Here is a 26,187-nt window from a genome sequence, read left to right as displayed (position 1 = left end):
TCCTTAGGCAAAGCGTTTGACCGTGTCCCGCAGGTACTGGTCCAGTTGTTGTGAATCCCCATGGGTGCGTGGCAATCCAGGCACGCTGCGTTCCAATTCCGCTTGTATGTACGCGTGCAGCGCCGGACGCCGAGGCCCGTAGGCCGCTTCCCCGGCATTGCGTTCACGCTCTATGCGGTCAAGCTCCTGTAGCACCCGCGCGCGCATGGCGTCGCTCAATGGGTGGCGTTCATCCTTTTGCATCTTGCTTCCCCTCTTAGCCTTTGACGCACACTACCTGGCGCAAGGTGTGCAGCACTTCAACCAGCTCGCGCTGAGCGTGCATAACCTGGTCGATGTCCTTGTAGGCCATCGGAATTTCGTCGATCACATCGGCGTCCTTGCGGCACTCGACATGGGCGGTGGCGCGGATCTGATCGGCCACGGTGAAGGTGTTCTTCGCCTTGGTGCGGCTCATGGTGCGCCCGGCGCCGTGGCTGCAGGAGCAGAACGACTCTTCGTTACCCAGCCCGCGCACAATGAAGCTTTTGGCGCCCATGGAGCCCGGGATAATCCCCAGCTCACCTTTCTTCGCCGACACCGCACCTTTACGCGTAACCAGGATCTCTTCGCCGAAGTGCCGCTCGTTCTGCACGTAGTTGTGATGACAGTTCACGGCCTCCAGGGCCACTTCAAACGGTTTGCTGATCACCTGGCGCGTGGCCTGGACCACCGCACGCATCATCAACTCACGGTTCTGCCGGGCAAAATCCTGGGCCCAGCCCACGGCTTCCACGTAGTCATCGAAGTGCTGGCTGCCCTCTTCGAAGTACGCCAGGTCGCGGTCCGGCAAGTTGGCCAGGTGTTGACGCATATCCCCCTGGGCCAGTTGGATAAACAGGTTGCCGATGGCATTCCCCACTCCACGCGAGCCGCTGTGCAACATGAACCACACACGGTTGGCTTCATCCAGGCACACCTCGACGAAATGGTTGCCGGTGCCCAGAGTGCCCAAGTGGTGGCGGTTGTTGCTGCGTTCCAGTTGCGGGTACTTGTCGGTGATCGCCTTGAAGCGTGGATGCAGCGCCGACCACACCTGATCGGCCTGGGCTGGTACATGCTCCCACGCACCTTTGTCGCGGCCCTTTCGGCTATGGGTCCGACCATGGGGCACTGCGGCCTCGATGGCGCAACGCAGGCCGTGAAGGTTGTCGGGCAAGTCGCCGGCCATCAACGTGGTACGCGCAGCGATCATGCCGCAGCCGATATCCACGCCCACCGCCGCCGGGATGATCGCGCCCACGGTGGGGATCACACTACCGATGGTCGAGCCCTTGCCCAGGTGCACATCGGGCATCACCGCGAGGTGCTTGAAAATGAACGGCATCTGGGCGGTGTTCATCAGTTGCGCGCGCGCTTCAGGCTCCACAGGCACACCCTGGGTCCAGAGTTTGATCGGCTTGCCGTTGGCGACTTCCAGCAGTTGGTAGGTGGTCTCTTGCATGATCTCGATTCTTTTGTGTGTAGGCCGGCGCTGCGGCGTTGGCTGAGGGATTGCAGCGGGCGTGCCACGTTTTGCCCCATTTCAAAAATAATTTATAGGTGATTGTTTTATATAGATATTTTAAACAACTGCAGCTTGGGATTTTGAAAAACGATGACAACCCTACAATCCAATCCATATCCTTGCATATCGCTATTTATCTTTTGGTCTAGTCATGAAATACAAGCGCACGGTCGCCATCGGGTTTATCGGGTCCAAGCTGGATCGCGTCGGCAAGGGCACCAACCGCTGGAATCACTGGCGCCCCAGCGTCGGCCTGTGCCAGCAGGAGAACCTGCAAGTCGATCGCCTGGAGCTGATCCACGACATCGACGCCCGTGACGTCAGCCTCGCTGAACGGGTTCGCGCCGACATCCAGCAGATCTCGCCTACTACCGAGGTGCGCCTGCACCCCATGCCACTGCACAACCCCTGGGATTTCGAAGAGGTCTACGGCGCACTGCACGACTTTACCGCCGCCTACACCTTCGACACCGACCATGAGGACTACCTGGTCCACATCACCACCGGTACCCACGTGGCACAGATTTGCTGGTTCCTGCTCACCGAGGCACGCAACCTGCCGGCGCGCCTGATCCAGACCGCCCCCAGTCGCCGCCGGGACGACACCGCTCCCGCTACCGGCACCCACACCCTGATCGATCTCGACCTGTCGCGCTACGACCGCATCGCCTCGCGCTTCGCCCACCAACGCCTGGAGGGCCTGGCCTTTCTCAAATCCGGGATTGCCACACGCAATAAGGCGTTCAACGCCTCCATCGAGCGGATTGAACGCGTGGCCGTGCGCTCCACCGCGCCCATGCTGCTGATCGGCCCTACCGGCGCGGGCAAGTCCTTCCTCGCCCGACGCATTTACGAACTCAAGCGCAGCCGCCACCAGATCCAGGGGCGCTTTGTGGAAGTCAACTGCGCCACCCTGCGTGGCGATGGCGCCATGTCGGCGCTGTTCGGCCATACCAAGGGCGCCTTCACCGGCGCGCAGAACGCCCGCGACGGCCTGCTGCGCGCAGCAGACGGCGGCATGCTGTTTCTCGATGAGATCGGCGAACTGGGCCTGGACGAACAGGCGATGCTGCTCAAGGCCATCGAAGAAAAACGCTTCTACCCCATGGGCGCCGACCGTGAAGTGGCCAGCGACTTCCTGATCATCGCCGGCACTCACCGCGACCTGCGCGGGCGCGTGGCTGAAGGGCTGTTTCGCGAAGACCTGTATGCACGCATCAACCTGTGGACCTTTGACCTGCCAGGCCTGGCGGGAAGGCGCGAAGATATCGAGCCCAATATCGACTTCGAACTGGAACGCCATGCCCGCGAGCAAGGCCGCCGCGTGCGTTTCAACCTGCAAGCGCGCCGCCGCTACCTGGCATTCGCCTGTTCCAGCGAAGCGGCGTGGCTGGGTAATTTTCGCGAGCTGTCGGCCTCCATCACGCGCATGGCCACCCTGGCCGACAGCGGGCGTATTGATGAGGCCCAGGCCGAAGAGGAGATCCAGCACCTGCGCTACGCCTGGGGACTGACCGAAACCCATGCACTGCTGCCGGCCGATCTGGACCTGTTCGACCAATTGCAACTCAAGGCGGTGATCGACGTGTGCCTGCAATCCGACAGCCTTTCCGACGCCGGCCGACGACTGTTCGGGGTTTCGCGCCAGGCCAAGGCGCAACCCAATGACGCTGACCGCCTGCGCAAGTACCTGGCGCGCTTTGCCATTGATTGGAAGCAGTTGAAGCCTTAGGCCTGCTACACCGCCAGATTGCCAAGACCATGGTGGACCGCACTATCGAGCGCATGAAACACGTTTAACCATGTGGGAGGGGGCTTGCCCCCGATAGCGGCGGGTCAGTCTAAACGTCCTTGACTGACACTCTGCTATCGGGGGCAAGCCCCCTCCCACCTTTGGCCTTATCCGCCGCGAAAATCGCTCGCACTCAGTCCGAATCGACTCATCTTGTTGTACAGCCCGCCCCGCGACACGTTCAGTTGCCGGGCGGCCAGGCGGATGTTGCCGCCGGTGCTCTGGAGTGCAGCGACGATGGCGTGCATTTCGTGGCTGCTCAGGTCCTGGGCGGGTGTCGGCTCGTAGGCGCGCAGCGGGGCGCGTTGGCGGTTTTCCAGCGGCAGGTCCAGCGGTTCGATCAGCTCGCCCATCGCCAGGTTGGTCGCCCGCTCAATACTGTTTTCCAACTCCCGCACATTGCCCGGCCAGCCATAGGCCGACAGCAATGCCATCGCCTCCGGCGAAAAGCCCTGCACCGATTTACGCAACGAGCGTGCACAGCGCGCCAGGAAATGCCGCGCCAGCAGCGGAATATCTTCGCGGCGCATGCGCAGGGGCGGCACGGTCAGGTTGAGCACGTTGAGGCGGTAGTAGAGGTCTTCGCGAAACGCACCTTCCGCTACCGCCTGGCTGAGGTTGCGGTGGGTGGCGGCGATGATGCGCACGTCCACTTGCCGCGAGTTCTTCGCACCGACGCGGGTGATTTCCCCCTCCTGCAACACCCGCAACAGGCTGACCTGGGCATCGAAGGACATGTCACCAATCTCATCGAGGAAGATGGTGCCGCCGTCCGCCAGTTCGAACTTGCCCGCCGAGCCGCCACGGGTGGCGCCGGTGAACGCGCCCTCAACATGGCCGAACAGCTCGCTTTGCACCAGGTCACGGGGGATCGCCCCGCAGTTGACCGCCACAAAGGGGCCTTTGTGGCGGTCGCTGCCGTTGTGGATGGCCTGGGCGAACAGCTCTTTGCCGGTGCCGCTTTCACCGAGGATCAGGGTGGTGGAATCGCTGCGACTGGCGATACGTCCCAGGTGCAGGGCGTCGTGGATGGCGCGGGAGTTGCCCTGGATCGTCTCAAATGTATAGCTGGCCTGGGTGCCGATCAGGCGCCGGGTGATTTCGCGGATGCGACGGTTCTCCCGCAGCGACACGATCACCCCGCCCTGCTCCAGCGGGCACACCGAAACCAGGCAGGCGAGTTGGCTGCGATTGTTCAGGTGGAAGGTGCAATCGAGGTCGCGCACGGGTTCACCCAGGGCATCGCTCAACTCGCTACGGCCCAGTTGCTGGAACGGCCGGCCGATCAGCTCCAGCCCTACGCCGAACAACTGCCGGGCATAACGGTTGAGCGCCTTGATGCAACCGCGCTCGTCCAGCACCACCAGGCCTTCGTTGAGGACTTCGAGCACGGTTTGCTGCTCTTCCAGCAACGCCTGCAACGCCATCTGCCGCGACACTGCCTCGGCGGCCGCCTGCACCGTGCCGAGGGTGTGGAAGTGAAACCAGCCAGGCTCGGCGGTGAGGGTCAGCATGGCCACGGTGTGGCCCTGGGCATTCCTGATCGGCGCGGCGGCGCAGTGCATGCGGCGCTGGCGCAGGCCGATGCCGAAGTTTTCCTCGGCCAGCACGTACACCAGGCGGTCTTCGGCCAGGGCCAGGCCGGTGCAGTTGGTGCCTTGCACCGACTCCAGCAGGCGGCTGCCCACCGGAGTGATGTCCAGGCCGCAGAAATACAGGGTGGTGCCATCGGCATCGGTGAGGTTGATGTGGCCACGCGGGTTGTAGGCCAGCAAGCCGTGCATGACTTGTGCAGCAGCGGCGATCAGCACGCGGTGGGTGGCCAGGGTGGCGGCCAGCGTGTCGGCGGCGACAAAGCGATAGGCGTTGTCGGCGGGATCGATACCGGCCTCGACGCTGCGCCGCCACGAATCCCAGATCACTGGTCGCACGGGCGCCGGGCGCTCGACCTGACCAGCCTGGCAATCGCGCCAGGCCTGCTCCAGCGCGGCCACCGGGCCGTCATTCAGCGCACCGGGCCCCAGGGTCGTCAGGTAGTCGAGGTCTTGCACGCTGAAGGCCATGCTCATTGGGCGATATCCATGTTCATGTTTTTGACATGTCAGTATAGGCATGTCATCAGAATGAACACTTATTATTGATAGATATTAATTAACCCTTATTAATCAATAACTTGAAAACTGGCACACGCCTTGCTCCTAGCCCTTTGCCCATCAGGACTGTCCTGAGGCCAATAACAACAAGGGGTCATCGCATGAGTACACAAAACATCCGCCTGGGGCTGATCGGTGCCGGTCGCATGGGCAGCTTCCACGGCCTGACTGCCGCACGGCACATCCCCGGCGCCCGCCTGGCGGCGATTGCCGACCCGACACCCGGCCAGGCCGCTCGCCTCGCCGCCGAACTGGCGGTGAGCAAGGTCTACACCGACCCTCAGCACTTGCTCGACGACCCGGACATCGACGGCGTGATCATCGCCGCCCCGGCCCGCAGCCATGCCGAACTGGTGATCCGCGCCGCCCGCGCCGGCAAGGGCATATTCTGCGAAAAACCCATGGCCATCACCCTCGATGAGGCCGACCGCGCTATCGCCGCTGCGGCCGATGCGCGGGTGCCGTTGCAGGTGGGCTTCAACCGGCGTTTCGCCAAGAGCTTTCGCACCGCGCACCTCGACGTCGCCGCCGGTCGCATCGGCACCCCGCAGTTGTTGCGCTCGCTGACCCGCGACCCAGCGCTGAACAACCCGGCCAACTCGCCGCAATGGGTGATCTTCCTCGAAACCCTGATCCACGACTTCGACACCCTGCGCTACCTCAACCCCGGTGCCGAGGCCGTGCAGGTGTATGTGATGGCCGACGCGCTGATCGCGCCGGAATTCAAGAGCAAAGGCTTCCTCGACACCGCCGTGGTTGCGATCCGCTTCGACAACGGCGCCATCGCCACCGCCGAGGCCAACTTCCAGGCCGTGTATGGCTACGACGTGCGCGGCGAAGTGTTCGGCAGTGCCGGCATGCTGAGCATGGGCAGCCTCAACGAGAGCGACCTGGTGCGCTACCTGGCCCAGGGCATCCAGGCCGACACCCAGCGTCTGGACACCGACCTGTTGCGCGACGCCTACATTGCCGAACTGAATCACTTTGTCGACTGCCTGCGCAGCGGCGCCAAACCGATGGCCAGTGGCGAAGACGCGCGCGCGGCCCTGGCGATTGCCCGCGCCTGTATCGAGTCGTTCGAAACCGGCAAGGCGGTGGCGGTATGAGCCCGTTCAAGCTGGCGGTCAGCGCCGAGATGGTGTTTCTCGATCTGCCGTTTGTCGAGCGTGTAAAGCGCATTCACGCGCTAGGGTTCAGCGCCGAAATCTGGAACTGGACAGACAAGGACATCGCCGCCCTGGCCGCCACCGGCGCCGATTTCACCTCCATGACCGGCTACATCAGCGGCACCCTCACCGACCCCGACGGCATCCGCCAACTGCTCGACAGCGCCCGCGAATCCCTGGGGGTAGCCGAGCAGTTGAATTGCCCCAGCCTCAACCTGCACGGCACCGGCCTGGGCGACGGCGGCCTGCCCGTTCAACCGGTGAGCCGAACCACCGGGCGCATGTGGCTGAGCGCCTGCAAGACCCTGGAAAAGATCGCCCGCCTGGGGCAAGACGCCGGTCGTGTGTTCCTACTGGAAAACCTCAACACCGAGGTCGACCACCCCGGCACGCCATTCGCCCGCGCCGACGACACCCTGGCGTTGATCGAGGCCGTGGGCAGCCCGCACCTGAAGCTGAACCTGGACCTGTACCACGCACAGATCGGCGAAGGAAACCTGATCGAGCTGATCCAGCGCGCCGGCCCGCACATCGGTGAAATCCAGGTGGCCGACGTGCCGGGACGCCAGGAGCCCGGCACCGGCGAAATCCACTACCCGGCCATCGCCAGGGCCTTGCATGCCATGGGCTACAGCGGCGTGGTCGGCCTTGAGGGCTGGGCCAGCGGCGACAGTGAGTTGGCCCTGGCACGTTTCCGCCAGGCGTTCACCCTATAACAATAAAAGGAACCCCCTTATGAACCGCTATTCATTGCTCGCTGCCACGCTGTTGCTGCTGTTCAGCCAATGGACCTTCGCCGCTTATCGCATCGGCGTGAGCATTGCCCGGGTCGACGACAACTTCATGACCTACGTGCGCACCGGTCTGGAAGCCGCCGCCAAGCAGCAGGACGTGCAGATCCAGTTCGAAGACGCCCAGGGCGACGTGGTGCGCCAGCTCAATCAGGTCGAAGGCTTTCTCAATCAGAAGGTCGACGCGGTGATCGTGCTGCCGGTGGACACCGCCGCCACCGCCAACATGACCCGCGCCGCCGTGGCGGCCAAGACGCCGCTGGTGTACGTCAACCGCCACCCGGACGAACGCACCCTGCCCAAGGGCGTGGTCACGGTGGCCTCCAACGACATCGAGGCCGGGCAGTTGCAGATGCGCTACCTGGCGGAAAAACTCGGTGGCAAGGGCAATGTGGCGATCATCATGGGCGACCTCGCACAGAACGCCACCCATGACCGCACCGAGGGCGCCAAACAGGTGCTCAAGGACTTTCCCGGGATCAAGGTGGTCGAGCAGCAAAGTGCTGAATGGCAGCGCAGCAAGGGCATGGACCTGACCAGCAACTGGCTGCTGGCGGGCACGCAATTCGATGCCATCGTGGCCAATAACGATGAAATGGCGATTGGCGCGGCCATGGCCTTGCAGCAGGCGGGTAAAGCCAAGGGCGATGTGGCAATTGTGGGCATTGATGGTTTGCCCGACGGGCTGGCGGCGATCAAGCGCGGCTTGCTGACAGCGTCGGTGTTCCAGGACCCTAAGGCCCAGGCCACACAGGCCGTGCAGGCGGCGGTGCGGATGATCAAGGGCGAGTCGATTGAGCCGGAGGTGTGGGTGCCGTTCGAGCTGATCAAGCCCGAGCAGGTGGCGGTGTTTGAGCAGCGCTACAAGTAGAGTGAAATACACAAATCCAAATGTGGGAGCGGGCTTGCTCGCGATTGCGGTGGATCAGCCAATGGATCTGTTGACTGACACTCCGTATTCGCGAGCAAGCCCGCTCCCACATTTCTTACCGCGTCAGGCCTTTAGTCCAGGTCGCTGGCGTCATGCCGCTCGGCCAGTTGCTCATGGGGCTCACCGGACACCCGATTCACCCGCCGTCCACGCTGCACCGCCGGCCGCGCTTCAATCGCGTCGGCCCAGCGCAGCACGTGCTGGTATTCATGCACCGAGAGGAACTCCGCCGCGCCATACAAACGGCCTTTGACCAACCCGCCATACCAGGGCCAGATCGCGATATCGGCGATGGTGTATTCATCACCCGCGATGTATTGGCTCACCGCCAGGCGTTGGTCGAGCACATCGAGCTGACGCTTGGTCTCCATGGCAAAGCGGTTGATCGCATATTCCATCTTGCTCGGCGCATAGGCATAGAAGTGGCCGAAACCACCGCCCAGGTAAGGCGCGCTGCCCATCTGCCAGAACAACCACGACAGGCATTCGGCACGGGCCGCCGGTTCGGTGGGAAAGAACGCACCAAACTTCTCGGCCAGGTACTGCAGGATCGCTCCGGACTCGAACACCCGAATCGGCGTGGCGCCGCTGCGGTCCAGCAGTGCCGGGATCTTGGAGTTCGGGTTCACCCCCACGAAGCCGCTGCCGAACTGGTCGCCGTCACCGATCTTGATCAGCCAGGCATCGTACTCCGCACCGCTGTGCCCCAAGGCCAACAGCTCCTCCAGCAGGATCGTGACCTTCTGCCCGTTGGGCGTGGCCAGGGAATACAGCTGCAGCGGATGCTTGCCCACCGGCAGTTCCTTGTCATGGGTGGCGCCGGCAATGGGGCGGTTGATGCTGGCGAAAGTGCCGCCGTTCTCGGTGTCCCAGGTCCACACTTTCGGGGGTACGTAATCGGTCATGCTGACGGCTCCAGAGGCGTTTGCGATTAGCGAAGCGCTCCAGACTAAACCAAAGGTTGATGGCTCGTCACACAGTGAATGCCACCGCCGCCCGCCGCGATCGCGTCGATATTGAGCTGCACCACCCTGCGATTCGGGTAAAGCCGCGACAGCAGGTCCAGTGCCTTGCGATCCGCCACCGGGTCGCCGAATTCAGGCGCAAGCACCGCGCCGTTGATCACGAAATAATTGATATAGCCGGCAGCGAAGTCCTCGTTGCTCCGGCTGAATTTGCTTTTGCGCGGGTTCAGCGGCGGCGACACCGTATGCACCTGCAAGGGGCGACCGTCTGCGTCGGTGGCCTGCTTGAGGATTTCCAGGTGCGCCAGGGTGACCTTGTGGTCGTAGGACTCGGGGTCGGTGTCGAGGTTGGCCAGCACCACGCCAGGCGAGACAAAACGTGCATAGAAGTCGACATGGGCATCGGTGATGTCCTTGCCCTTGATACCCGGCAGCCAGATGATCTTGCGCAGGCCCAGGCGTTCCTTGAGTTCGGCCTCGACCTCGGCCTTGCTCCAGTCCGGGTTGCGATTGCGGTTGATCCAGCTGCTTTCGGTCATGATGCCGGTGCCCAGGCCATCCACCTCGATGCCCCCGCCCTCGCCCACCAGTTCGCTGCGTATAAGGCGGGCGCCGGTTGCTTCGGCGATCTGTGCAGCCAGCAACGCATCATCGGCATGCTGCTGCTTATTGCCCCAGCCGTTGAAGTTGAAGTCCACCGCGCCCAGGCCGCCGGTGCCGTCGATGACAAAATTGGCACCGGTGTCGCGCATCCAGATGTCATCCAGCTCGGTTTCCACGAAGGTGATATTGCGTGTGCCGCAGTGCTGTTCGGCCAGCCCACGCTCATCCTCGCGGCAGAACACCGTGACCGGTTCATGCTCGGCAATCGCCCGGGCAATACGGCCAAGGGCTGCTTGCACATCGGCGGTGAAGTCCTCCCAGATGGCGTCCTGGGCCCCAAAGGCGATGAAGGCCTGGCGATGTTTTTCGCCCTCGTCGGGCATGTAGAAACCGCCGCGGGTGGCGGCTCGGATGTGCGGGGCGATCAAGGTCATGGCACAGACCACGCTGGCGTGTTTGATGAAGGTGCGACGGGTTGGCATAAAATCCTCAACGTAGGGTACAGGTCTGTAGTGAGCGGGCTTGCCCCGCGCTGGGCTGCGAAGCGGCCCCGAAAAAGCGGGAGCGCTGCGCACTCCAGCGCGGGGCAAGCCCGCTCACTACAACGAATGCGCTCATTGCAGGGCAGTCTTGAATTTAGTCCAAACCCGCATGCGTGCACGCATGTCGGCCTGGGGGATGTCCTTGCCGGCGATCAACCGTTCGAAGGTCGCTGCGTCCGGGTAGATATCCGGGTTGTCGCGCATGCTCGCCTCCACGTCCGGCCGCGCCTTGGCGTTCGCGGTCGGGTAGCCGGTGAGGTTGGTGATGGCGGCCATGTTTTGCGGGCGCATCACGAAGTTGATGAACGCATAGGCGTACTCCGGGTGTTGCGCATCGACCGGGATGGCCATGGTATCCATCCACACCGTGGTGCCCTCACGGGGGATGTGATAACCGAAGGTCACCGCTTTGCCGGCCGCATCCGCGGCGCGCTGGGCCTGGGTCATGTCGCCGCTGTAGCCGAGGGACAGGCACAGGTTGCCATTGACAAGGTCGGTCACCGGTTGCGACTGGAACTTGCGGATGTAGGGCCGCAGCTTGAGCAACAGCTCGCTGGCCGCCGCCAGGTCTTCGCGCTTGGCACTGCGCGGGTCAAGGCCCAGGTAGTTGAGCACCACCGCGAGCACTTCGTCCGGCGAGTCGATCAGCGAGATGCCGCAATCGGCGAATTTGGCCGCGTTCTCCGGCTTGAACAACAGGTCGAGGCTGTTGACCGGCGCATTCGGCATGCGTTGCTGGATCTGCTGGGTGTTGTAGGTCAGGCCGATGGTGCCCCAGGTGTAGGGCACCGTGGCTTTGTTGGAGTTGACGTAATGGGTGCGCAGTTTCTGCAGGCCCGGCTCGATGTCGCTCATGGCGCTGAGCTTGGCGGGGTCCAGTGCTTGTAGACTGCCGGCGCGCATCAACCGTTCGGCCACGGTATCACCGGGGAAGATCAGGTCGTAGCCACTGCCGCCGGCCATCAACTTGGCTTCCAGGGTTTCGCTGCCGTCCATCACGTCGTAGATCACCCGGATGCCGGTCTCGGCGGTGAATTTGGACAGGGTGTCGGCGGCGAAATAGTCGGCCCAGTTGTAGAGCTTCAGGGTTTTGTCGTCGGCCGAAGCGTAGACACTTGTGAGGACCAATGCACAACTCAGTAGCAACTTCATGATGGGCGCCCGTCCAGCGTCAGCAGGCCGCCGTACATGTCCGGGCGACGGTCGCGGAAGATGCCCCAGGTCAGGCGCTCCTCACGTATGGCAGACAGGTCCAAGCCATGCAACAACACGCCGGTCGAGTCGCGATCCGCTTCGGCCAGCAACTGGCCCTTGTGGTCGCAGATGAACGACGAACCGTAGAAATCCATTTGCAGGCTGGCGTCGGTGGTAGCCACTTCACGTCCGACGCGGTTGGCCGCCACCACCGGCAGGATATTCGCCGCCGCATGGCCGCGCATGGTCATCTGCCAGTGGTCCCGCGAATCCAGCGTGGCACACCCGGGTTCCGAGCCGATGGCGGTGGGAAACAGCAGCACCTCGGCACCTTGCAGCGCCAGGCAGCGTGCGGTCTCGGGAAACCACTGATCCCAGCAGATGCCCACACCGAGGCGCCCGAACGCGGTGTCCCACACGCGGAACCCGGTATCGCCGGGGCTGAAATACTCTTTCTCCTGATAGCCGATGGCATTCGGGATATGGGTCTTGCGGTACACGCCGAGCAAGCGCCCGTCAGCATCCGCCACGCTCAGGGAATTGAAGAAGGCATTGCCGGCCTTTTCGAACCAGCTGAGCGGCAGTACCACGCCCAGCTCCCGGGCCAGGGCGGCAAAACGTTTGAGTACGTGGCTGTGCGCGTATTCCTCGGCCAGCGCCAGATGCTTGTGGTGCTGCTCGATGCAGAAATACGGTGTGGCAAACAGTTCCTGCAACAGGATCACTTGGGCGCCCTGCGCCGCCGCGTCGCGCACAAGCTGCTCGGCACGGTCGAGGTTGCCGGGCAGGTCCCAGGTGCAGGGCATCTGGGTGGTAGCAATCGTCAAGAGGCTCATGGCTTCACCCACGCCGGTTGTTGTTGAGTGATGCAATGCACCCCACCGCCGCCATGGGCCAGGTGGTTGATCTGCACCGGTACGATCTCGCGACCAGGGAATGCTTGGGCCAAGACTTCAGCCGCGACCTGATCGGCTGCAATGCCATAGGCCGGCATGATGATTGCGCCGTTGGCGATGTAGAAATTGGTGTAGGAGGCGCAGAACACCTCGGCGTCGGTGTCGACCGCATCAGTGGCTTCATACAGCTCGATCAGCTCGAAACGGCGACCTTGGGCGTCGGTGGCGAGTTCCAGGGCGCGACGGTTTTCGCGCACCACTTCGGCGTAGACCGAGGCCCGAGCGTGGGTAGCGTCCACCAGCAACACGCCGGGACGGGCGAAGGCACACACGCCATCGACATGGCCATCGGTCATGTCGCCGGTCACGTAGTCCGGGTCGCCCGGCAGCCAGACAGTCTTCTTGATGCCCAGCAGGCGCGCAAAGATCTCTTCCATCTCGGCCTTGTTCATGCCGGGGTTGCGGTTGGGATTGAGCAGCACTGATTCAGTGGTGATCAGCGTGCCTTCGCCGTCCACATGGATGGCACCGCCTTCATTGCCCAGGGGCGTACCGAAGCACTCCAGCCCCAGGTGGTTGAGCACGCGGCGCGCCAGGCTTTCGTCCAGGTCGTGGGCCGACTTGCCGCCCCAGGCGTTGAAGCGCCAGCTCACCCCGGCCGTACCCAGTTGCGGGTGGCAGACAAAGGTCGGGCCGGAGTCGCGGCACCAGCTATCGTTGACGGCCTGCTCGATCAGCTCGATGCCCGGCCCGCACAGGGCCTTGGCACCGGTGACTGCGGATGGATCAACGAGCATCTTCACCGGTTCAAAGCGCGCAATCGCATTGGCCACCCGCGCGAAATCCTGCTGCACCTGCGCCAGGGTTACGCCCCAGGTGGTTTCCCACAGGGCCTGATTGTGCGGCCAGACCATCCAGGTCGCCGCATGCCGGGCCCACTCCGCAGGCATCCACCAACGGTTGTTTTGCATTGCATTGTGCTGCATGACAAGTACCCTTCAGTTAAGTCATTGTGTTCAGTGAAAACTGCCCACGGAGTCTTGGGGTACATGCTATGGCTGCTCACAGCGCCGGACAAACGATGGATTTTGTAGAAAACTGATTAGAGGAACTTATCAGCATGCTCAATCACTGGCCGCCGCTCGGCACCCTGCGTGGCTTTGAAGCCGCCGCCCGACTGGGCAGTTTCCACAAGGCCGCCGAAGAGTTGCACCTGACCCAATCGGCGATCAGCCAGCAGATCCGCAGCCTGGAGGCGTACCTGGAACAGCCGCTGTTTTTCCGCAGCGGGCGCAGCGTGGCCCTGACCGACGCCGGGCATGATTTCCTCAGCACCACCCAGGCGCTGTTGCAGCAACTGGCGGTGGGCGTGCGGCGCCTGGGGCAGTACCGCAAGCCCAATCAACTGGTGCTCAACACCACGCCGACCTTTGCACGCCATTGGTTGCTGCCCCGGCTCGCGGATTTCCGCCAGCAACACCCGGAAGTCGACCTGTGGATCTTCAGCACCGACGAAGTGCCCGACATGGCCAGCCAGACCATCGACCTGGCGGTGCGCGACGACATCAGCTCCCAGGCCGAATGCAGCTTCAAGGTGCTGCATGCAGACCGCTTGTTTCCCGCCTGCCACCCACGGCTGTTGAAGCAGCCCAGGGAACAGCGCACCACCCTGCACGGTGAGCGGGAAATGGACTGGAGCCATTGGGCGGTGGAAGCCGGGGTCGATGTGGGGCAGCAGGACCAGGGCCTGAATTTTTCCGATCCTGGCCTGTTGCTCGACGCGGTGTGTACCGGCTTGGGGATCGGCTTGGTCAGCCAGTTGCTTAGCCGCCAGGCGAACGCGGATGGGTTGCTCGCGCCTCTGGTCGAGGCGACCATTCGCGGACCAAGCTGGGCAATGCTGACCCACCGCGACAGCGAGCATGACCCGCTGGCGCGAAGTTTCACGGCGTGGTTGCTGGCCAACCTGGCCGGCTAGTTCACAGGTGCAGCGCCGCGCCAACGCCCGGCTCGGTGCGTGGCACCTGCACCCGCAGTGCGATCAACAAGGCGGCCAACAGCATCAACACACCGGCGCCGAGAAACACGCCGCTGATGCCACTGAGACTGAACATCGCGCCCCCTCCGGCCGCGCCCGCCGCAATGGCCGATTGCACGGACGCCACCACCATGCCGCCGGCACTTTCAGCTTGATCCGGTACAGCGCGGGCCACCCAGTTCGACCACGCCACGGGCACCCCGCCAAAGGCCATGCCCCACAGCGCCAGCAGCAACGCCTGGCCTGGCAGCGAGGCCGGCAGCAACACCAGGGCCAGCGCCGCGACGCCTACCAACACCGGCATCAGCACCAGCGTGCCGCGTGGATAACGCACCAGCATCCAACCGGCCAACAGCGTGCCGACGAAATTGGCTGCACCGAAGCCCAGCAGCATCAAGGCCAGCCCTTCGGTGCCCACGCCCGTGGTGCTTTCCAGGAAGGGGCGGATGTAGGTGAACAACGCAAAGTGCCCGGTGTGCACCAGCACGCAGCCCAACATGCCGATGGCGATGCCTGGGCGCAGCAGCACATCCAGCACCGTGCGCAAGCGTGCACTGCCCGTGGGAGCCAGGCGCGGCAGCGTGAATAGCTGGAACACCAGCGTCACCGTGCCGACCGCTGCCGCTGCCACAAATGCGCTACGCCAGCCGTACACACCGCCGAGGTAGCTGCCCAGCGGCACGGCAACCACCGTGCCCACGGCAATCCCACTGAAGATGATCGACAGCGCCCGGGGCAGCAGCGCCGCCGGCACCAGGCGCATCGCGACCGCCGCCGCCATGCTCCAGAAGCCGCCCAGGGCAACCCCCAGCAGGATGCGCATCAACAGCAGCACTGCCAGGCTGGATGAAAACGCCACCAACAGGTTGGAAGCAATCATCAGCAGGGAAAAACCCAGCAGCACCACGCGCCGGTCGATCCCACGCGTCAGGCCCGGCACCAGCAACCCGGCGAACAATGCCACCATCGCCGTCACGGTCACGGCCTGCCCGGCCAGCGCCTCCGACACGCCCAGGTCCATCGCCATCGGCGTCAGCAGGCTGGCCGGCAGGTATTCGGCCGTCAGCAAGCCGAACACCCCCATGGCCAGGGAAAACACCGCCATCCAGGCGGGCGCATCGGGCGCCACCTCGGCAGGGCGAGCAGCTTGGGCTACACAATCATTCATCACACGACATCCTCGGTCATTAGCACGACGGCCAGTCTAGGTTTGCCAACCCGGATGATCTATGATGCAAACCCTTGAGTTTTTGACCAAAACCCCGAACATGACTGTAGCGGCACCGTTCAACCTGTCCTCCGACCTTATCGACGAACTGCTGCGCGGTATGCGTCTGCGCGGCGTGCAGTACCGACGCATCCAGGCCGGGCCGAGCTTCGGCATGGGCTTTGACGCCAGACCGGGGCATGCCTACTTCCATTTCCTTGCCGCAGGGACAGCCACCCTGCGCACCGATGACGACAGCCTGTTCGAATTGTCGGCGGGCAATGCCGTGTTCATCTCCCACGGCGGTGCCCATGCGCTGCTTTCCAGTGCGGACAGGCCGGTGCAGGACATCGGTGGCTTTGACGCGACGTCGCTGGGCGATAGCGTCTGCGCTGTGGATGCATCACCGGACTCGCCGCCGCGTACGTTGCTGTTCAGCGCCTGCATGGAGTTCGAACTCGGCAGTCTCCAGGGGCTGGGCAGCCTGATGCCGGCCTTGATGCTGATCGATGCCCAGGGCCAGCGTTACCCCGGCCTGATGCCGATCCTGGCGGTGATGGAACGCGAAGTCGCCGCGGCGCGTGTCGGCTACCCCGGCATTCTCACGCGCCTGGCCGATGTGGTGGCCGCCATGATTGTGCGGGGTTGGGTGGAGTGTGCCTGCGGCAATGCCTCGGGGCTGGTGGCGGCGTTGCGCGACCCACGCCTGGCGGGCGCCCTGCTCGTCCTGCACCAGCAGCCCGGGCGCGATTGGAGCGTGGCCGAACTGGCCGCGCAGTGTCACACCTCCCGCTCGGTATTCGCCGAACGCTTCCAGGCGACCCTGGGTATCCCGCCGCTGCGCTACATGACGGAACTGCGCATGCGCCTGGCCAGCCAATGGCTGACCCTGGAGCGTTTACCCATCGAAGAAGTGGCGCTGCGCCTGGGCTACACCTCCCAGGCGGCGTTCAGCCGTGCATTCAAACGCATTACCGGCGAGCCACCGGGGGCCAGCCGCAAGCCTATCCGGAGCCCCACATGAACAACCGCCTCGCAGACATCCTGGCCGACCACCTGAACGTGGTGTTCTGCGGCATCAACCCCGGCAAGGGCTCGGCCGCCCTCGGCCTGCACTTTGCCAATCGCAGTAATCGCTTCTGGCGCACCTTGCACCTGGCGGGCTTCACGCCCGATGAAATCCGCCCGGAACACGGCGCTACCCTGTTGAACTACCACTGCGGCCTGACCACGGTGGTGGAACGCCCGACCGCCAGCGCCGGCGAACTGGCGCGACATGAGTTCACCGACGCGGCCGCGGCGTTTGAACAGAAGATCCGCCGCTATCAACCACGCTTCCTGGCCTTTCTCGGCAAGGCCGGTTACAGCGCACTATCGGGCCAGCGCGAGATTGCCTGGGGCTTGCAACCGCAGCCGCTGGGCGGCGCAGCCGTATGGGTATTGCCCAACCCCAGCGGGCGCAACCTGGCGTTCAGCCTGGAGCAACTGGTGAGCGCGTATGGCCAACTGCGCGAGGCCATTGCACACGCCGATCCCCAGCCCTTACTCTCTTGAGCCCATCACCTTGTGAGCAACGGAGGCTTCATGAAACTGATCGGCATGCTGGACTCGCCCTACGTACGCCGCGTGGCCATTTCCCTGGACCTGTACGGCGTGGATTTTGTGCATGAACCGCTGTCGGTGTTCAGCACCTTCAGCGAGTTCGCCCAGATCAACCCGGTGGTCAAGGCGCCGACCCTGGTGCTGGATGACGGCACGGTGCTGATGGATTCCAGCCTGATCCTCGACTATCTGGAAACCCTGGCCCCCGCCGACAAAAAGCTGCTGCCCCCATCCCCCGGCGCTCGTGCCCATGACCTGCATATCCTTGGCCTGGCTCTGGCGGCCTGCGAGAAAAGCGTGCAGATCGTTTACGAACACAACCTGCGCCCGGCCGAAAAGCTGCATGCGCCCTGGCTGGATCGCGTCAGCGGCCAGTTGCTGGCGGCCTACTCGCTGCTGGAAAAGCAACTGCCTGACAGTGACGTATTGACCCAGGCGTCCCTGACGGCGGCAGTCGCCTGGTCGTTCAGCCAGTTCACCGTGGCGTCGGTGGTCGAGGCCGATGCCTTCCCCAACCTCAAACGCCACGCCGAGCGCCTGGAACAGCACCCGGCTTTCAAAAAATACCCAATCGAATGACCGGGCCTACACCCACCCACCATCCACAATAAAGTTCTGCGCCGAACACATCGCCGAGGCATCCGAGGCAAGAAACAACGCCATGTTGGCGATGTGTTCCGGCAACACACTCCCCGGCAAACATTGGCTGCGGCTGATCAGTTCCTTGGCGGCATCGTCGACCCACATCGCCAGTTGTTTTTCCGTCATCACCCAACCCGGCACCAGCGTGTTCACGCGGATGCGGCTCGGCCCCAATTCTCGGGCCAGGGCGCGGGTCATGCCGTGGGCGGCGGCCTTGCTGGCGGCGTACACCGGGTAGCCGGCCGAAGCCATCATCCAGCCCACCGAACCGAGGTTGATGATCGCCCCGCCGCCCGCGCCCTTCATCATCGGCACCACCGCCTTGGCGGCGAAGAAGGCGTGCTTGAGGTTGACGGAGATCAGCCGGTCGAACATCTGCGAGTCGACCTCCTCCAGGGTATGACGCACGTCATTGGCGGCGTTGTTCACCAGCACGGTGATCGGCCCCAGGGAGTGTTCGAAACGAGTGATAGCGGCTTTATAGGCAATCTCGTCGGTGATGTCGCAATTGACGAATTCCACGGTATGCCCACGTGAACTCAACAGCGCTGCCAGACGTTCGCCCTGGCTTTGAGCGCGGTCGACAAAGCCGACCTTGGCGCCTTGGGCCGCGAAGGCGCGCACCATGAATTCGCCGATGCCCGAGGCACCGCCGGAGATCAAGACAGTCTTGCCTTCAAGGTCGGGGTAAACCGCGTATTGCGTCGTCATAAAAGGTTGCCTCGCTTAATTAGTCTTATTTTATTTTGCAAAAACCCGGTTTAAGGCTATAAATTCGCTGTCATATCGACAAAATATCGCACATTAGTAGAACTATTCCACTCAAAACAACAAAAGGAAGTTCGACCATGAAGCACCCTCGTTACCTGCTTTCGGGCCTCGCCCTGTCCATGCTGGTCGCCAGCGGCGGCGCCCAGGCGGCAGGCCTTACCAGCGAACACAAAGCGTTCGGTAAAACCAATGACGGCACTGCCGTCGAGCAGTACATCCTGCGTAACAGCCATGGCATGCAAGCCACGGTGATCACCTACGGCGGCGTGTTGCAGTCGCTGAAGGTGCCGGACAAAAATGGCAAGCTCGACGACGTGGTGCTGGGCTTTGACGACGTGCAAGGCTATCAGAGCGGTACGGCGTTCTTCGGCGCAACCATCGGCCGTTTCGGCAACCGCCTGGCCGGCGGCGCCTTCGAACTCGACGGCAAGCGCTACCAGGTGCCGCTCAACGACGGCCCCAACTCGCTGCACGGCGGCGCCCAGGGCTTCGACAAGCGGGTGTGGAAAGCCACCCCAGTCAAGGCCAAGGACTCGGTTGGCGTGACGCTCACTTACCTGTCCAAGGACGGTGAAATGGGCTTCCCCGGCAACCTGAAGACCGAAGTCACCTACCGCCTCAACGACAACAACGAACTGCACATCGACTACACCGCCACCACCGACAAACCCACAGTGCTCAACCTCACCAACCACAGCTACTTCAACCTGGCCGGTGCGGGCAATGGCGACATCCTCAAGCAGGTCGCCACCTTGCATGCCAGCCATTACACGCCGGTGAATGCGACGCTGATTCCCACCGGCGAGCTGGCGCCGGTCAAGGGCACGCCGATGGATTTCCTCAAGCCCACGCCAATCGGCCAGCACATCAAGGACGACCACCCGCAGCTCAAATTCGCCGAGCCGAAACAGGGCGGGTTCGACTTCAACTGGGCGCTGGATACCCAGGGTGATGTGAAGCAGGTGGCGGCCGAGGTGCATGATCCTGCCTCGGGGCGGCGTTTGCAGCTGTTTACCACGGAGCCTGGGGTGCAGTTTTATACCAGCAACTTCCTCGATGGATCGGTGAAGGGCAAGGCTGGCAAGACCTATCAGCACTGGAGCGGGTTTACGCTGGAGACCCAGCACTTTCCGGATGCGCCTAACCAGCCCAAGTTTGCGTCGACCCGCCTGGACCCAGGGCAGACCTATACCCAACACACCGTCTTCAAATTCTCCGCGGACTAAACTGTAGGAGCGAGCTTGCTCGCGAAGAATTCAAGGGCACCGCGTTTATTCAGAATATCCGCGTTATCGTTGACGTTCTTCGCGAGCAAGCTCGCTCCTACAGTAACGACCAATTCAGCGTTGTTTCATGCGGTCGATGACCACGGCCAGCAGCAGGATCGACCCGCGGATCACGTATTGGTAGAAGGTGTCGATGTTCTTCAGGTTCATCGCGTTCTCGATGATCGCCAAAATCAACACTCCGGCGATCACATGGCGGATCATGCCTACCCCGCCACTCAACGACACCCCGCCCAGCACGCACGCCGAGATCACGGTCAGCTCAAAGCCCTGGCCAATCATCGGCTGGCCGGAGGTCATGCGTGACGCCAGGATCACCCCGGCCAACGCACCGATCACTCCGTGCACGGCAAAGATCAGGATCTTGGTGCGGTCCACATTCACGCCCGCCAGCAACGCCGCTTCCGGGTTGCCGCCGATGGCCATGGTGTTGCGCCCGTAGGTGGTGTAGTTGAGCAGCCAGCCGAAGAACAGGAAGCACAGGATCGTGATCAGGATCGGCACCGGCACCCCCAGCAACTGGCCGTTGCCGAAGATGAAGAACTGATCCTGGGACACCCCCACCGCCTTGCCGTTGGCGAATATGTACGCCAGGCCGCGCACGATCTGCATGGTCGCCAGGGTGGTGATCAGCGCGTTGACCCGCAGCTTGGCGATCACGATGCCGTTGATCAGCCCCACCATCAGGCCCATCAGCAAGGCGGCGCCAATACCGAGCAGGACGCTGTCGGTGTCGCGCATCACAATCGCCGCTACCACCCCGGCACAGGCAATCACCGAGCCCACCGACAGGTCGAAATGCCCCGACGCCAGGCAGAACAGCATGGTGCAGGCGGCGATGCCCACGGTGGAAATCGCCAGGCCCAAGCCACGCATGTTCAGCGGTGACAGGAAGTTATCGATCAGCAAGGCGCACAGCAAAAAGATGCTCACTGCCGCCAGCAGCATCGCCCAGTTGTCCAGCAAGGCCCGCAGGTCCAGGGGCTTGCGTGCCGTGGGCAGCACGTTGTGTTGAGTGGTCATAGTCGTCTCTCAGTTCGCCACGCTGCGCGGCAGGGCCAGTTGCAGCAGGTTGGATTCGGTAGCGTGCTCGCGGGTTTGTTCGCCGCGCACCGCGCCTTCGCACAGCACCAGGATGCGGTCGGAGATGCCCATCACTTCCATCAGGTCACTGGACACCACGATCACCGCAATGCCCCGGGCCGCCAGGTTATGGATGATCTGGTAGATCTCGGCCTTGGCGCCGATATCGATGCCACGGGTCGGTTCGTCCAGCAGCAGGACTTTCATCGGCATCGACAGCCAGCGACCGAGAATGGCCTTCTGCTGATTGCCACCGGACAGGTACATGATCTTCTGCGCGGCGTTGGGTGTCTTGACCTTCATGGCCTGGATCTGCTGGTCGGCGTTGCCCTTTTCCCAGCCCTCGCGCAGCAGCCAGCCGAACGTGGAGTGGGCACCGCGTGCGCTGATATTGATGTTCTCGGCGACGCTGGACAGCGGAATAATGCCCTCCTTCTTGCGGTCTTCCGGGCACAGCAGCACGCCGGCGGCGATGGCATCCCTGGGCGAGCGCAGTTGCAGCGCCTGCCCGCACAATTGCAGGCTGCCGGCACTGGCGCGCTCCAGACCGCTGAGCAGCCGGAACAGCTCAGTGCGCCCTGCCCCGACCAGCCCGAACAGGCCAAGGATCTCGCCCTTGCGCACGCTGAAACTGACCGGCTCACGCAGGCCGGGACCGAGCAGGCCGTCGACCTTGAGCGCGACTTCGCCGTGCTCACGCGGGCGGTAGTCGTAGATGTCCTGGATGTCGCGACCGACCATGCAGGTCACCAGTTGGTCGTGGGTCAACGCACTCATGTCATCGAACGTACGCACATAGCGACCGTCCTTGAACACCGTGACGGCGTTGCAGATACGGAACACTTCTTCCATGCGGTGCGACACATAGAGCACCACTTTGCCCTCATCGCGCAGACGCGTGATGATCGCCATCAAGCGGTCGATCTCCCGCGCCGACAGGCTGCTGGTGGGCTCGTCGAAGGCGATCACCTGGGCGCCACGGGACAGCGCCTTGGCGATTTCCACCAGTTGGCGCTGGCCGAGGGACAGGCGCCCGAGTTTCTCGGCAGGGTCGATTTCATCCGCCAGCCCCTTGAGGCACGCGAGGGCCTGCTTGCGCAGGAGCCCCCGGTTGACCACGCCAAAACGCGACGGCAAGTGGCCGAGGAACAGGTTCTCGGCCACTGTCATTTCCGGCACCAGGTGCAACTCCTGGTGGATCACCGCCACGCCGCTGGCAATGCTGTCGGCGGCGTTTCGGAAGGCCATGGTCTGCGCGCCGATCCGCAGCGTGCCGCTGCTGGGAATGTAGGCGCCGCCGAGGATCTTCAGCAGCGTCGACTTGCCCGCACCGTTCTCGCCCATCAGGGCGTGCACCTGCCCAGGGTGGGCGCTGAAGCTGATGCCATCCAGCGCCTTGACCCCCGGAAAGGTCTTGCCGATGCCGTCAAACTGCAGGACGGCAGCGGTCATTGCCACAGCCCGATCTTGGTCAGTTCTTCCTTGAAGTTGGCGCGGGTGATCAGGGTCACTTCGTCCATCGCCGTGTACTTCGCAGGTTCGGTGCCTTTGGTGACCCACTCGTACATCATCAGTGCGGTGTTGTAGCCCTCGATGTGCGGGCTGGGCAGCATCGAGCCGAAGAAGCCGCTGTCAGGCTTTTTCAGCTCGCCGATGGCGTCGGTGCCATTGATGCCGATGCCGATCACGTTGGCCGCCTTGAAGCCGGCGCTTTCGGTGGCGCGTACGCCGCCGAGCACGGTGTTGTCGTTCATGCCGCCGATGATCAGGTTTTTCGCGCCGCTGGGCAGCTTGACCAGCGCAGAGTTGGTGGCGTCCATGCTGCCGGGTACGTCGAGGGTCTTGGCGGCGGTGAACAGGATGTGGTCCTTGGGCATGCCGGCCTCTTCCAGGGATTTGACCGAGCCGTCGGTGCGTTTCTTGCCGGTGTCGAGTTCGTTGAAGGTGTTGATCACCGCATAGGTGTCCTTCCAGTCCCAGCCGCGTTTTTTCGCTTCGGCCGCCATCGCGGCGCCCTGTTTCTGGCCTACTTCAAAGGCCGCCATGCCCAGGTACGGTACGTCTTCCATGAAGTTGCCCTTGGCGTCGACAAAGCGGTCATCCACGGCGATGACTTTCAAACCGTTGGCCTTGGCCTTGGCCACGATGGCCGGGCCGAGGGACACATCCGGCGGGCAGATCACAAAGCCCTTGGCACCGTTGGCGGCCAGGCTGTCGATGGCCGACAGGGTCTTCTCACCATCGGGCACGGCGATCTTGATCACGGTGAAGCCATGCTCCTTGCCGGCTTTCTCGGCGAAGGCCCATTCGGTCTGGAACCACGGCTCCTCGGCCTGCTTGACCAGGAAGCCGATCTTCACTTCTTCAGCGGCCAGCAACAGCCCGCTCAAGCTCATGGCCGAGACCGCCACAGCGGCGCAGCACAGGGAACGCAAACCACGACGACGATTCATACGGGTGACTCCTTGTTGTTGTTTTTAAAGGGGGACTTATCCGGCAAAGCGATGACAGGGTGTTCCAGGCACATCGACCTCGATGGCCAATACCGCGCCATCCAAGGGGTGCTCCAACGGGCTGGCCGCGCTGGTGATGTACAGGGTGGTGAGGTTCGGGCCGCCGAACACGCAACTGGTGGGGCGGCTGACGGGCAGCTCGATGATACGGTCGACGACGCCGTCGGGCGTGAGGCGCAGCAGGCAACTGCCATCCCAGCGGGCGTTCCAGATATAGCCTTGCACATCCATGGCCGAACCGTCCGGCCCGCCACGCTCGTGGGGACCGAACCACACCTGCGCGGATTCGAGTTGGCCGTCTGGCTGGATAGCGTGGCGGTACAGCGTAGCGTCCAGGCTGTCGCCAAAATGCACGTGGCGGCCGTCATCGCTCCACAGCAAGGTGTTGGGAATGCCCAGGCCGCTGAGCAACGGCGTGACCTGCGCATCGGCATCGATACGAAACAGGCCACCGGAGCGCCGGGTGATGGGCAGGTCTTCACCCTGCTCGCCGATGTTGTTCTGCATGGTGCCCAGCCACAGGCGGCCCTGGGCATCGCAGCGGGCTTCGTTGCCACGGTTGCCCGGTTGCGGGTCGGCCACGCACAGCAGGGTCAGGGCTTCGGTGGCCAGGTCGAGGCGATACACGCCGCTGCTCAGGGTCACCAGGGCATCGCCGCGTTCACACGGAATGAACGCCGAGACATGCTCGGGCAACTGCCACACCCGCAACTGCCCGCCCATCAGGCGCAGCGCCTGCTTGCCGGCGATATTCACCCAGTACAGCGCCTGGGTGGGCACGTCCCAGAACGGCCCCTCGCCCAATTGCGCACGGTGCGGGGTAACGGCGATACACGACATGATGCCTCCTGGATTCTTGTTGTTCTCAGGTGCGCGTTACAGCGGGTCGCGGGATGGCGTGCCATCCACCAGCCGCTGGATACGCAACGGGTTGGCGTTTTTCAACGCGTCGGGCAGCAGGCTATCAGGGTAATTCTGGAAGCACACGGGGCGCAGGAAACGCTCGATGGCCAAGGTGCCGACCGAGGTGCCCCGGGCATCCGAGGTGGCCGGGTACGGGCCGCCGTGCACCATCGAATCGCAGACTTCCACACCGGTGGGGTAGCCGTTGAGCAGGATGCGCCCGACTTTCTGCTCCAGCAGCGGCGTGAGTTCGGCGAACTGTTGCAGGTCGGCCGGCTCGCCAATGATCGTCGCCGTGAGTTGCCCGTGCAGGCCGTGCAAGGCGGCGCTGAGCTGGGCCTGGTCGGCGACTTCGACGAACACGGTGGTGGGGCCGAACACTTCTTCCTGCAGCACTTCATCGCCGTCGATCAACAGGCTCGCATCGGCTTTGAACAACTGCGGTTGCGCCTGATTGCCGACCTGCTGGCTGCCCGCCAGGTGCTGGATGCCGGGGTGTGCCAGGAGTTTTTCCAGGCCCTTGCCATAGCTGCCCAGGGTGCCGGCGTTGAGCATGGTCTGCGCCGGTTGCGCGCCGATCAGTTGCGCGACGTGTTGGGTGAACGCGGTGAATGCAGGCGACGCGATACCGATCACCAGGCCAGGGTTGGTGCAAAACTGGCCGCAGCCTTGTACCACCGAGGCGGTCAGGTCGCGCGCCACGCTGTCGGCCCGCGTGGTCAGTGCCTGGGGCAATACGATCACCGGGTTGATGCTCGACATCTCGGCGAACACCGGGATCGGCTGCGGGCGCGCCGCCGCCATGTCGCACAAGGCACGCCCGCCCTTGAGCGAGCCGGTAAAGCCCACCGCCTGGATCGCCGGGTGCTTGACCAGCGCTTCACCCACGCCACCGCCGAAGATCATATTGAACACACCGGCCGGCATCTCGGTGGCCTCGGCCGCGCGGATGATCGCATCGGCAACCCATTCGGCAGTCGCCATATGCCCGCTATGGGCCTTGAACACCACCGGGCAGCCGGCCGCCAGCGCGGCGGCGGTGTCACCGCCCGCCGTGGAAAACGCCAGGGGGAAGTTGCTCGCGCCAAACACTGCCACCGGCCCAAGGCCGATGCGGTATTGACGCAGGTCCGGGCGTGGCAGCGGTTGGCGGTCGGGCAGTGCTTTGTCGATGCGCGCGCCGTAGAAATCACCACGACGCAACACCGTGGCGAACAGGCGCATCTGGCCGCTGGTACGTCCGCGTTCGCCCTTGATGCGGGCGGCCGGCAGTGCCGTTTCGCGGCAGACCAGCTCGACAAAATCATCCCCCAACGCGTCCAGCTCATCGGCCACCGCATCCAGGAACTGTGCACGGCGCGATGCGCTCAAGGCGCGGTACGCAGGGTAGGCCTGCGCGGCAGCCTTGGCGGCGGCGTCGACTTCCTGCGGCGTGGCCTGGAAAAAGTCCTGGGGCAAGGCCTCGCCGGTGCTGGCGTCGACGCTTTTCAGCGTGACGCTGCCGTTGGCGCTGCGCTGGCCGCCGATGTAGTTGTGGCCGGGAAACTGAGTCATGGGGCTCTC

General features: G+C 63.5%; 24 protein-coding genes. 9 read left to right on the top strand and 15 right to left on the bottom strand.

Going from position 1 to position 26,187, the window contains the following annotated elements; translation table 11 throughout:
- Positions 1–3 precede the first annotated feature (3 nt).
- Both BLR69_RS02620 and BLR69_RS02615 read right to left on the bottom strand, forming a co-directional pair.
- Positions 4–243: a hypothetical protein gene (locus BLR69_RS02620; RefSeq protein ID WP_071494852.1), complete on the bottom strand. Its 240-nt coding sequence runs from the start codon at positions 241–243 to the stop codon at positions 4–6.
- A 13-nt stretch (positions 244–256) separates the two neighbouring features.
- A complete protein-coding gene (locus tag BLR69_RS02615; RefSeq protein WP_071494853.1) occupies positions 257–1,483 on the bottom strand; it encodes an RtcB family protein in 1,227 nt (408 codons plus the stop codon).
- A gap of 214 nt (positions 1,484–1,697) precedes the next feature.
- Here BLR69_RS02615 and rtcR point away from each other — a divergent pair, with 214 nt between their 5' ends.
- A complete protein-coding gene (gene rtcR, locus BLR69_RS02610; protein WP_071494854.1) occupies positions 1,698–3,278 on the top strand; it encodes an RNA repair transcriptional activator RtcR in 1,581 nt (526 codons plus the stop codon).
- Positions 3,279–3,445: 167 nt separating this feature from the next.
- Here the strand turns inward: rtcR and BLR69_RS02605 are convergent, their stop codons facing one another.
- Positions 3,446–5,407 (bottom strand): sigma-54 interaction domain-containing protein, encoded by a 1,962-nt coding sequence (locus tag BLR69_RS02605; protein ID WP_071494855.1) that lies wholly within the window; start codon positions 5,405–5,407, stop codon positions 3,446–3,448.
- A 185-nt stretch (positions 5,408–5,592) separates the two neighbouring features.
- On the opposite strand from BLR69_RS02605, the gene BLR69_RS02600 reads away from it, so the two are divergent.
- Genes BLR69_RS02600 through BLR69_RS02590 form a run of 3 tightly spaced genes read left to right on the top strand, consistent with a single transcriptional unit; the run spans position 5,593 to position 8,319 of the window.
- Positions 5,593–6,597, top strand: a complete 1,005-nt coding sequence (locus BLR69_RS02600; protein ID WP_071494856.1) for a Gfo/Idh/MocA family oxidoreductase — start codon at positions 5,593–5,595, stop codon at positions 6,595–6,597.
- Positions 6,594–7,373: a TIM barrel protein gene (locus tag BLR69_RS02595; RefSeq protein ID WP_071494857.1), complete on the top strand. Its 780-nt coding sequence runs from the start codon at positions 6,594–6,596 to the stop codon at positions 7,371–7,373. The genes BLR69_RS02600 and BLR69_RS02595 overlap by 4 nt, the downstream gene beginning before the upstream one ends.
- A gap of 19 nt (positions 7,374–7,392) precedes the next feature.
- Positions 7,393–8,319, top strand: coding sequence for a sugar ABC transporter substrate-binding protein (locus BLR69_RS02590; RefSeq protein WP_071494858.1), 927 nt, complete (start codon positions 7,393–7,395; stop codon positions 8,317–8,319).
- Between the two features lie 131 nt (positions 8,320–8,450).
- Here BLR69_RS02590 and yghU read toward each other — a convergent pair whose 3' ends face one another.
- From yghU to BLR69_RS02565, 5 genes are all read right to left on the bottom strand, one after another.
- The gene (yghU, locus tag BLR69_RS02585) at positions 8,451–9,284 is read right to left on the bottom strand and encodes a glutathione-dependent disulfide-bond oxidoreductase (protein WP_071494859.1); all 834 of its coding nucleotides are present in this window, start codon (positions 9,282–9,284) and stop codon (positions 8,451–8,453) included.
- Between the two features lie 44 nt (positions 9,285–9,328).
- Entirely contained in the window at positions 9,329–10,429 is a 1,101-nt protein-coding gene (locus BLR69_RS02580) for an agmatine deiminase family protein (RefSeq protein WP_071494860.1), read from the bottom strand.
- 132 nt (positions 10,430–10,561) lie between these two features.
- Complete coding sequence (locus BLR69_RS02575) at positions 10,562–11,641, bottom strand: extracellular solute-binding protein (RefSeq protein WP_071494861.1); 1,080 nt, start codon at positions 11,639–11,641, stop codon at positions 10,562–10,564.
- Entirely contained in the window at positions 11,638–12,519 is an 882-nt protein-coding gene (gene aguB / locus BLR69_RS02570) for an N-carbamoylputrescine amidase (RefSeq protein WP_071494862.1), read from the bottom strand. The genes BLR69_RS02575 and aguB overlap by 4 nt, the downstream gene beginning before the upstream one ends.
- Positions 12,516–13,565, bottom strand: coding sequence for an agmatine deiminase family protein (locus BLR69_RS02565; RefSeq protein WP_071494863.1), 1,050 nt, complete (start codon positions 13,563–13,565; stop codon positions 12,516–12,518). The genes aguB and BLR69_RS02565 overlap by 4 nt, the downstream gene beginning before the upstream one ends.
- Positions 13,566–13,699: 134 nt before the next feature.
- Here BLR69_RS02565 and BLR69_RS02560 point away from each other — a divergent pair, with 134 nt between their 5' ends.
- On the top strand, positions 13,700–14,557 hold the full coding sequence (locus tag BLR69_RS02560) for a LysR substrate-binding domain-containing protein (RefSeq protein ID WP_071494864.1): 858 nt from the start codon (positions 13,700–13,702) through the stop codon (positions 14,555–14,557).
- A gap of 1 nt (position 14,558) precedes the next feature.
- On the opposite strand, the gene BLR69_RS02555 is transcribed toward BLR69_RS02560, so the two are convergent.
- A complete protein-coding gene (locus BLR69_RS02555) occupies positions 14,559–15,785 on the bottom strand; it encodes an MFS transporter (RefSeq protein WP_071494865.1) in 1,227 nt (408 codons plus the stop codon).
- A gap of 64 nt (positions 15,786–15,849) precedes the next feature.
- Here BLR69_RS02555 and BLR69_RS02550 point away from each other — a divergent pair, with 64 nt between their 5' ends.
- Genes BLR69_RS02550 through BLR69_RS02540 form a run of 3 tightly spaced genes read left to right on the top strand, consistent with a single transcriptional unit; the run spans position 15,850 to position 18,005 of the window.
- On the top strand, positions 15,850–16,848 hold the full coding sequence (locus BLR69_RS02550; RefSeq protein WP_071495188.1) for an AraC family transcriptional regulator: 999 nt from the start codon (positions 15,850–15,852) through the stop codon (positions 16,846–16,848).
- The gene (gene mug, locus BLR69_RS02545; protein ID WP_071494866.1) at positions 16,845–17,378 is read left to right on the top strand and encodes a G/U mismatch-specific DNA glycosylase; all 534 of its coding nucleotides are present in this window, start codon (positions 16,845–16,847) and stop codon (positions 17,376–17,378) included. The genes BLR69_RS02550 and mug overlap by 4 nt, the downstream gene beginning before the upstream one ends.
- Positions 17,379–17,408: 30 nt before the next feature.
- On the top strand, positions 17,409–18,005 hold the full coding sequence (locus BLR69_RS02540; RefSeq protein ID WP_071494867.1) for a glutathione S-transferase family protein: 597 nt from the start codon (positions 17,409–17,411) through the stop codon (positions 18,003–18,005).
- 6 nt (positions 18,006–18,011) lie between these two features.
- Here BLR69_RS02540 and BLR69_RS02535 read toward each other — a convergent pair whose 3' ends face one another.
- A complete protein-coding gene (locus tag BLR69_RS02535) occupies positions 18,012–18,779 on the bottom strand; it encodes an SDR family NAD(P)-dependent oxidoreductase (protein ID WP_071494868.1) in 768 nt (255 codons plus the stop codon).
- Between the two features lie 137 nt (positions 18,780–18,916).
- Between BLR69_RS02535 and BLR69_RS02530 the strand changes: the two genes are divergently transcribed.
- Positions 18,917–20,065: an aldose epimerase family protein gene (locus tag BLR69_RS02530; protein WP_071494869.1), complete on the top strand. Its 1,149-nt coding sequence runs from the start codon at positions 18,917–18,919 to the stop codon at positions 20,063–20,065.
- 114 nt (positions 20,066–20,179) lie between these two features.
- Here the strand turns inward: BLR69_RS02530 and araH are convergent, their stop codons facing one another.
- The 5 genes from araH to BLR69_RS02505 are packed head-to-tail and all read right to left on the bottom strand — an operon-like array spanning position 20,180 to position 26,178.
- Positions 20,180–21,148, bottom strand: a complete 969-nt coding sequence (araH, locus tag BLR69_RS02525; RefSeq protein WP_071494870.1) for an L-arabinose ABC transporter permease AraH — start codon at positions 21,146–21,148, stop codon at positions 20,180–20,182.
- Between the two features lie 9 nt (positions 21,149–21,157).
- A complete protein-coding gene (gene araG, locus BLR69_RS02520) occupies positions 21,158–22,660 on the bottom strand; it encodes an L-arabinose ABC transporter ATP-binding protein AraG (RefSeq protein WP_071494871.1) in 1,503 nt (500 codons plus the stop codon).
- Complete coding sequence (locus BLR69_RS02515) at positions 22,657–23,661, bottom strand: substrate-binding domain-containing protein (protein WP_058426978.1); 1,005 nt, start codon at positions 23,659–23,661, stop codon at positions 22,657–22,659. Before BLR69_RS02515 ends, araG begins: the two co-directional genes overlap by 4 nt.
- Positions 23,662–23,697: 36 nt before the next feature.
- Positions 23,698–24,561, bottom strand: a complete 864-nt coding sequence (locus tag BLR69_RS02510; RefSeq protein ID WP_071494872.1) for an SMP-30/gluconolactonase/LRE family protein — start codon at positions 24,559–24,561, stop codon at positions 23,698–23,700.
- 36 nt (positions 24,562–24,597) lie between these two features.
- Positions 24,598–26,178, bottom strand: coding sequence for an aldehyde dehydrogenase (NADP(+)) (locus BLR69_RS02505; RefSeq protein WP_071494873.1), 1,581 nt, complete (start codon positions 26,176–26,178; stop codon positions 24,598–24,600).
- Between the last annotated feature and the right edge of the window lie 9 nt (positions 26,179–26,187).

It is taken from the genome of Pseudomonas azotoformans (assembly GCF_900103345.1).
GTDB classification, from domain to species: Bacteria; Pseudomonadota; Gammaproteobacteria; order Pseudomonadales; family Pseudomonadaceae; genus Aquipseudomonas; species Aquipseudomonas azotoformans.
This window is presented reverse-complemented; position numbering and strand designations above follow the sequence as displayed.

Bases quoted from the DNA above. Each gene is read 5' to 3' on its own strand.
- araH (WP_071494870.1), bottom strand. From the start codon at position 21,148: ATGACCACTCAACACAACGTGCTGCCCACGGCACGCAAGCCCCTGGAC.
- rtcR (WP_071494854.1), top strand. From the start codon at position 1,698: ATGAAATACAAGCGCACGGTCGCCATCGGGTTTATCGGGTCCAAGCTG.
- BLR69_RS02515 (WP_058426978.1), bottom strand. From the start codon at position 23,661: ATGAATCGTCGTCGTGGTTTGCGTTCCCTGTGCTGCGCCGCTGTGGCG.
- BLR69_RS02590 (WP_071494858.1), top strand. From the start codon at position 7,393: ATGAACCGCTATTCATTGCTCGCTGCCACGCTGTTGCTGCTGTTCAGC.
- BLR69_RS02555 (WP_071494865.1), bottom strand. From the start codon at position 15,785: ATGAATGATTGTGTAGCCCAAGCTGCTCGCCCTGCCGAGGTGGCGCCC.
- BLR69_RS02510 (WP_071494872.1), bottom strand. From the start codon at position 24,561: ATGTCGTGTATCGCCGTTACCCCGCACCGTGCGCAATTGGGCGAGGGG.
- BLR69_RS02560 (WP_071494864.1), top strand. From the start codon at position 13,700: ATGCTCAATCACTGGCCGCCGCTCGGCACCCTGCGTGGCTTTGAAGCC.
- BLR69_RS02620 (WP_071494852.1), bottom strand. From the start codon at position 243: ATGCAAAAGGATGAACGCCACCCATTGAGCGACGCCATGCGCGCGCGG.
- araG (WP_071494871.1), bottom strand. From the start codon at position 22,660: ATGACCGCTGCCGTCCTGCAGTTTGACGGCATCGGCAAGACCTTTCCG.
- yghU (WP_071494859.1), bottom strand. From the start codon at position 9,284: ATGACCGATTACGTACCCCCGAAAGTGTGGACCTGGGACACCGAGAAC.
- BLR69_RS02615 (WP_071494853.1), bottom strand. From the start codon at position 1,483: ATGCAAGAGACCACCTACCAACTGCTGGAAGTCGCCAACGGCAAGCCG.
- mug (WP_071494866.1), top strand. From the start codon at position 16,845: ATGAACAACCGCCTCGCAGACATCCTGGCCGACCACCTGAACGTGGTG.
- aguB (WP_071494862.1), bottom strand. From the start codon at position 12,519: ATGAGCCTCTTGACGATTGCTACCACCCAGATGCCCTGCACCTGGGAC.
- BLR69_RS02600 (WP_071494856.1), top strand. From the start codon at position 5,593: ATGAGTACACAAAACATCCGCCTGGGGCTGATCGGTGCCGGTCGCATG.
- BLR69_RS02535 (WP_071494868.1), bottom strand. From the start codon at position 18,779: ATGACGACGCAATACGCGGTTTACCCCGACCTTGAAGGCAAGACTGTC.
- BLR69_RS02580 (WP_071494860.1), bottom strand. From the start codon at position 10,429: ATGCCAACCCGTCGCACCTTCATCAAACACGCCAGCGTGGTCTGTGCC.
- BLR69_RS02550 (WP_071495188.1), top strand. From the start codon at position 15,850: ATGCAAACCCTTGAGTTTTTGACCAAAACCCCGAACATGACTGTAGCG.
- BLR69_RS02605 (WP_071494855.1), bottom strand. From the start codon at position 5,407: ATGAGCATGGCCTTCAGCGTGCAAGACCTCGACTACCTGACGACCCTG.
- BLR69_RS02565 (WP_071494863.1), bottom strand. From the start codon at position 13,565: ATGCAGCACAATGCAATGCAAAACAACCGTTGGTGGATGCCTGCGGAG.
- BLR69_RS02595 (WP_071494857.1), top strand. From the start codon at position 6,594: ATGAGCCCGTTCAAGCTGGCGGTCAGCGCCGAGATGGTGTTTCTCGAT.
- BLR69_RS02505 (WP_071494873.1), bottom strand. From the start codon at position 26,178: ATGACTCAGTTTCCCGGCCACAACTACATCGGCGGCCAGCGCAGCGCC.
- BLR69_RS02575 (WP_071494861.1), bottom strand. From the start codon at position 11,641: ATGAAGTTGCTACTGAGTTGTGCATTGGTCCTCACAAGTGTCTACGCT.
- BLR69_RS02540 (WP_071494867.1), top strand. From the start codon at position 17,409: ATGAAACTGATCGGCATGCTGGACTCGCCCTACGTACGCCGCGTGGCC.
- BLR69_RS02530 (WP_071494869.1), top strand. From the start codon at position 18,917: ATGAAGCACCCTCGTTACCTGCTTTCGGGCCTCGCCCTGTCCATGCTG.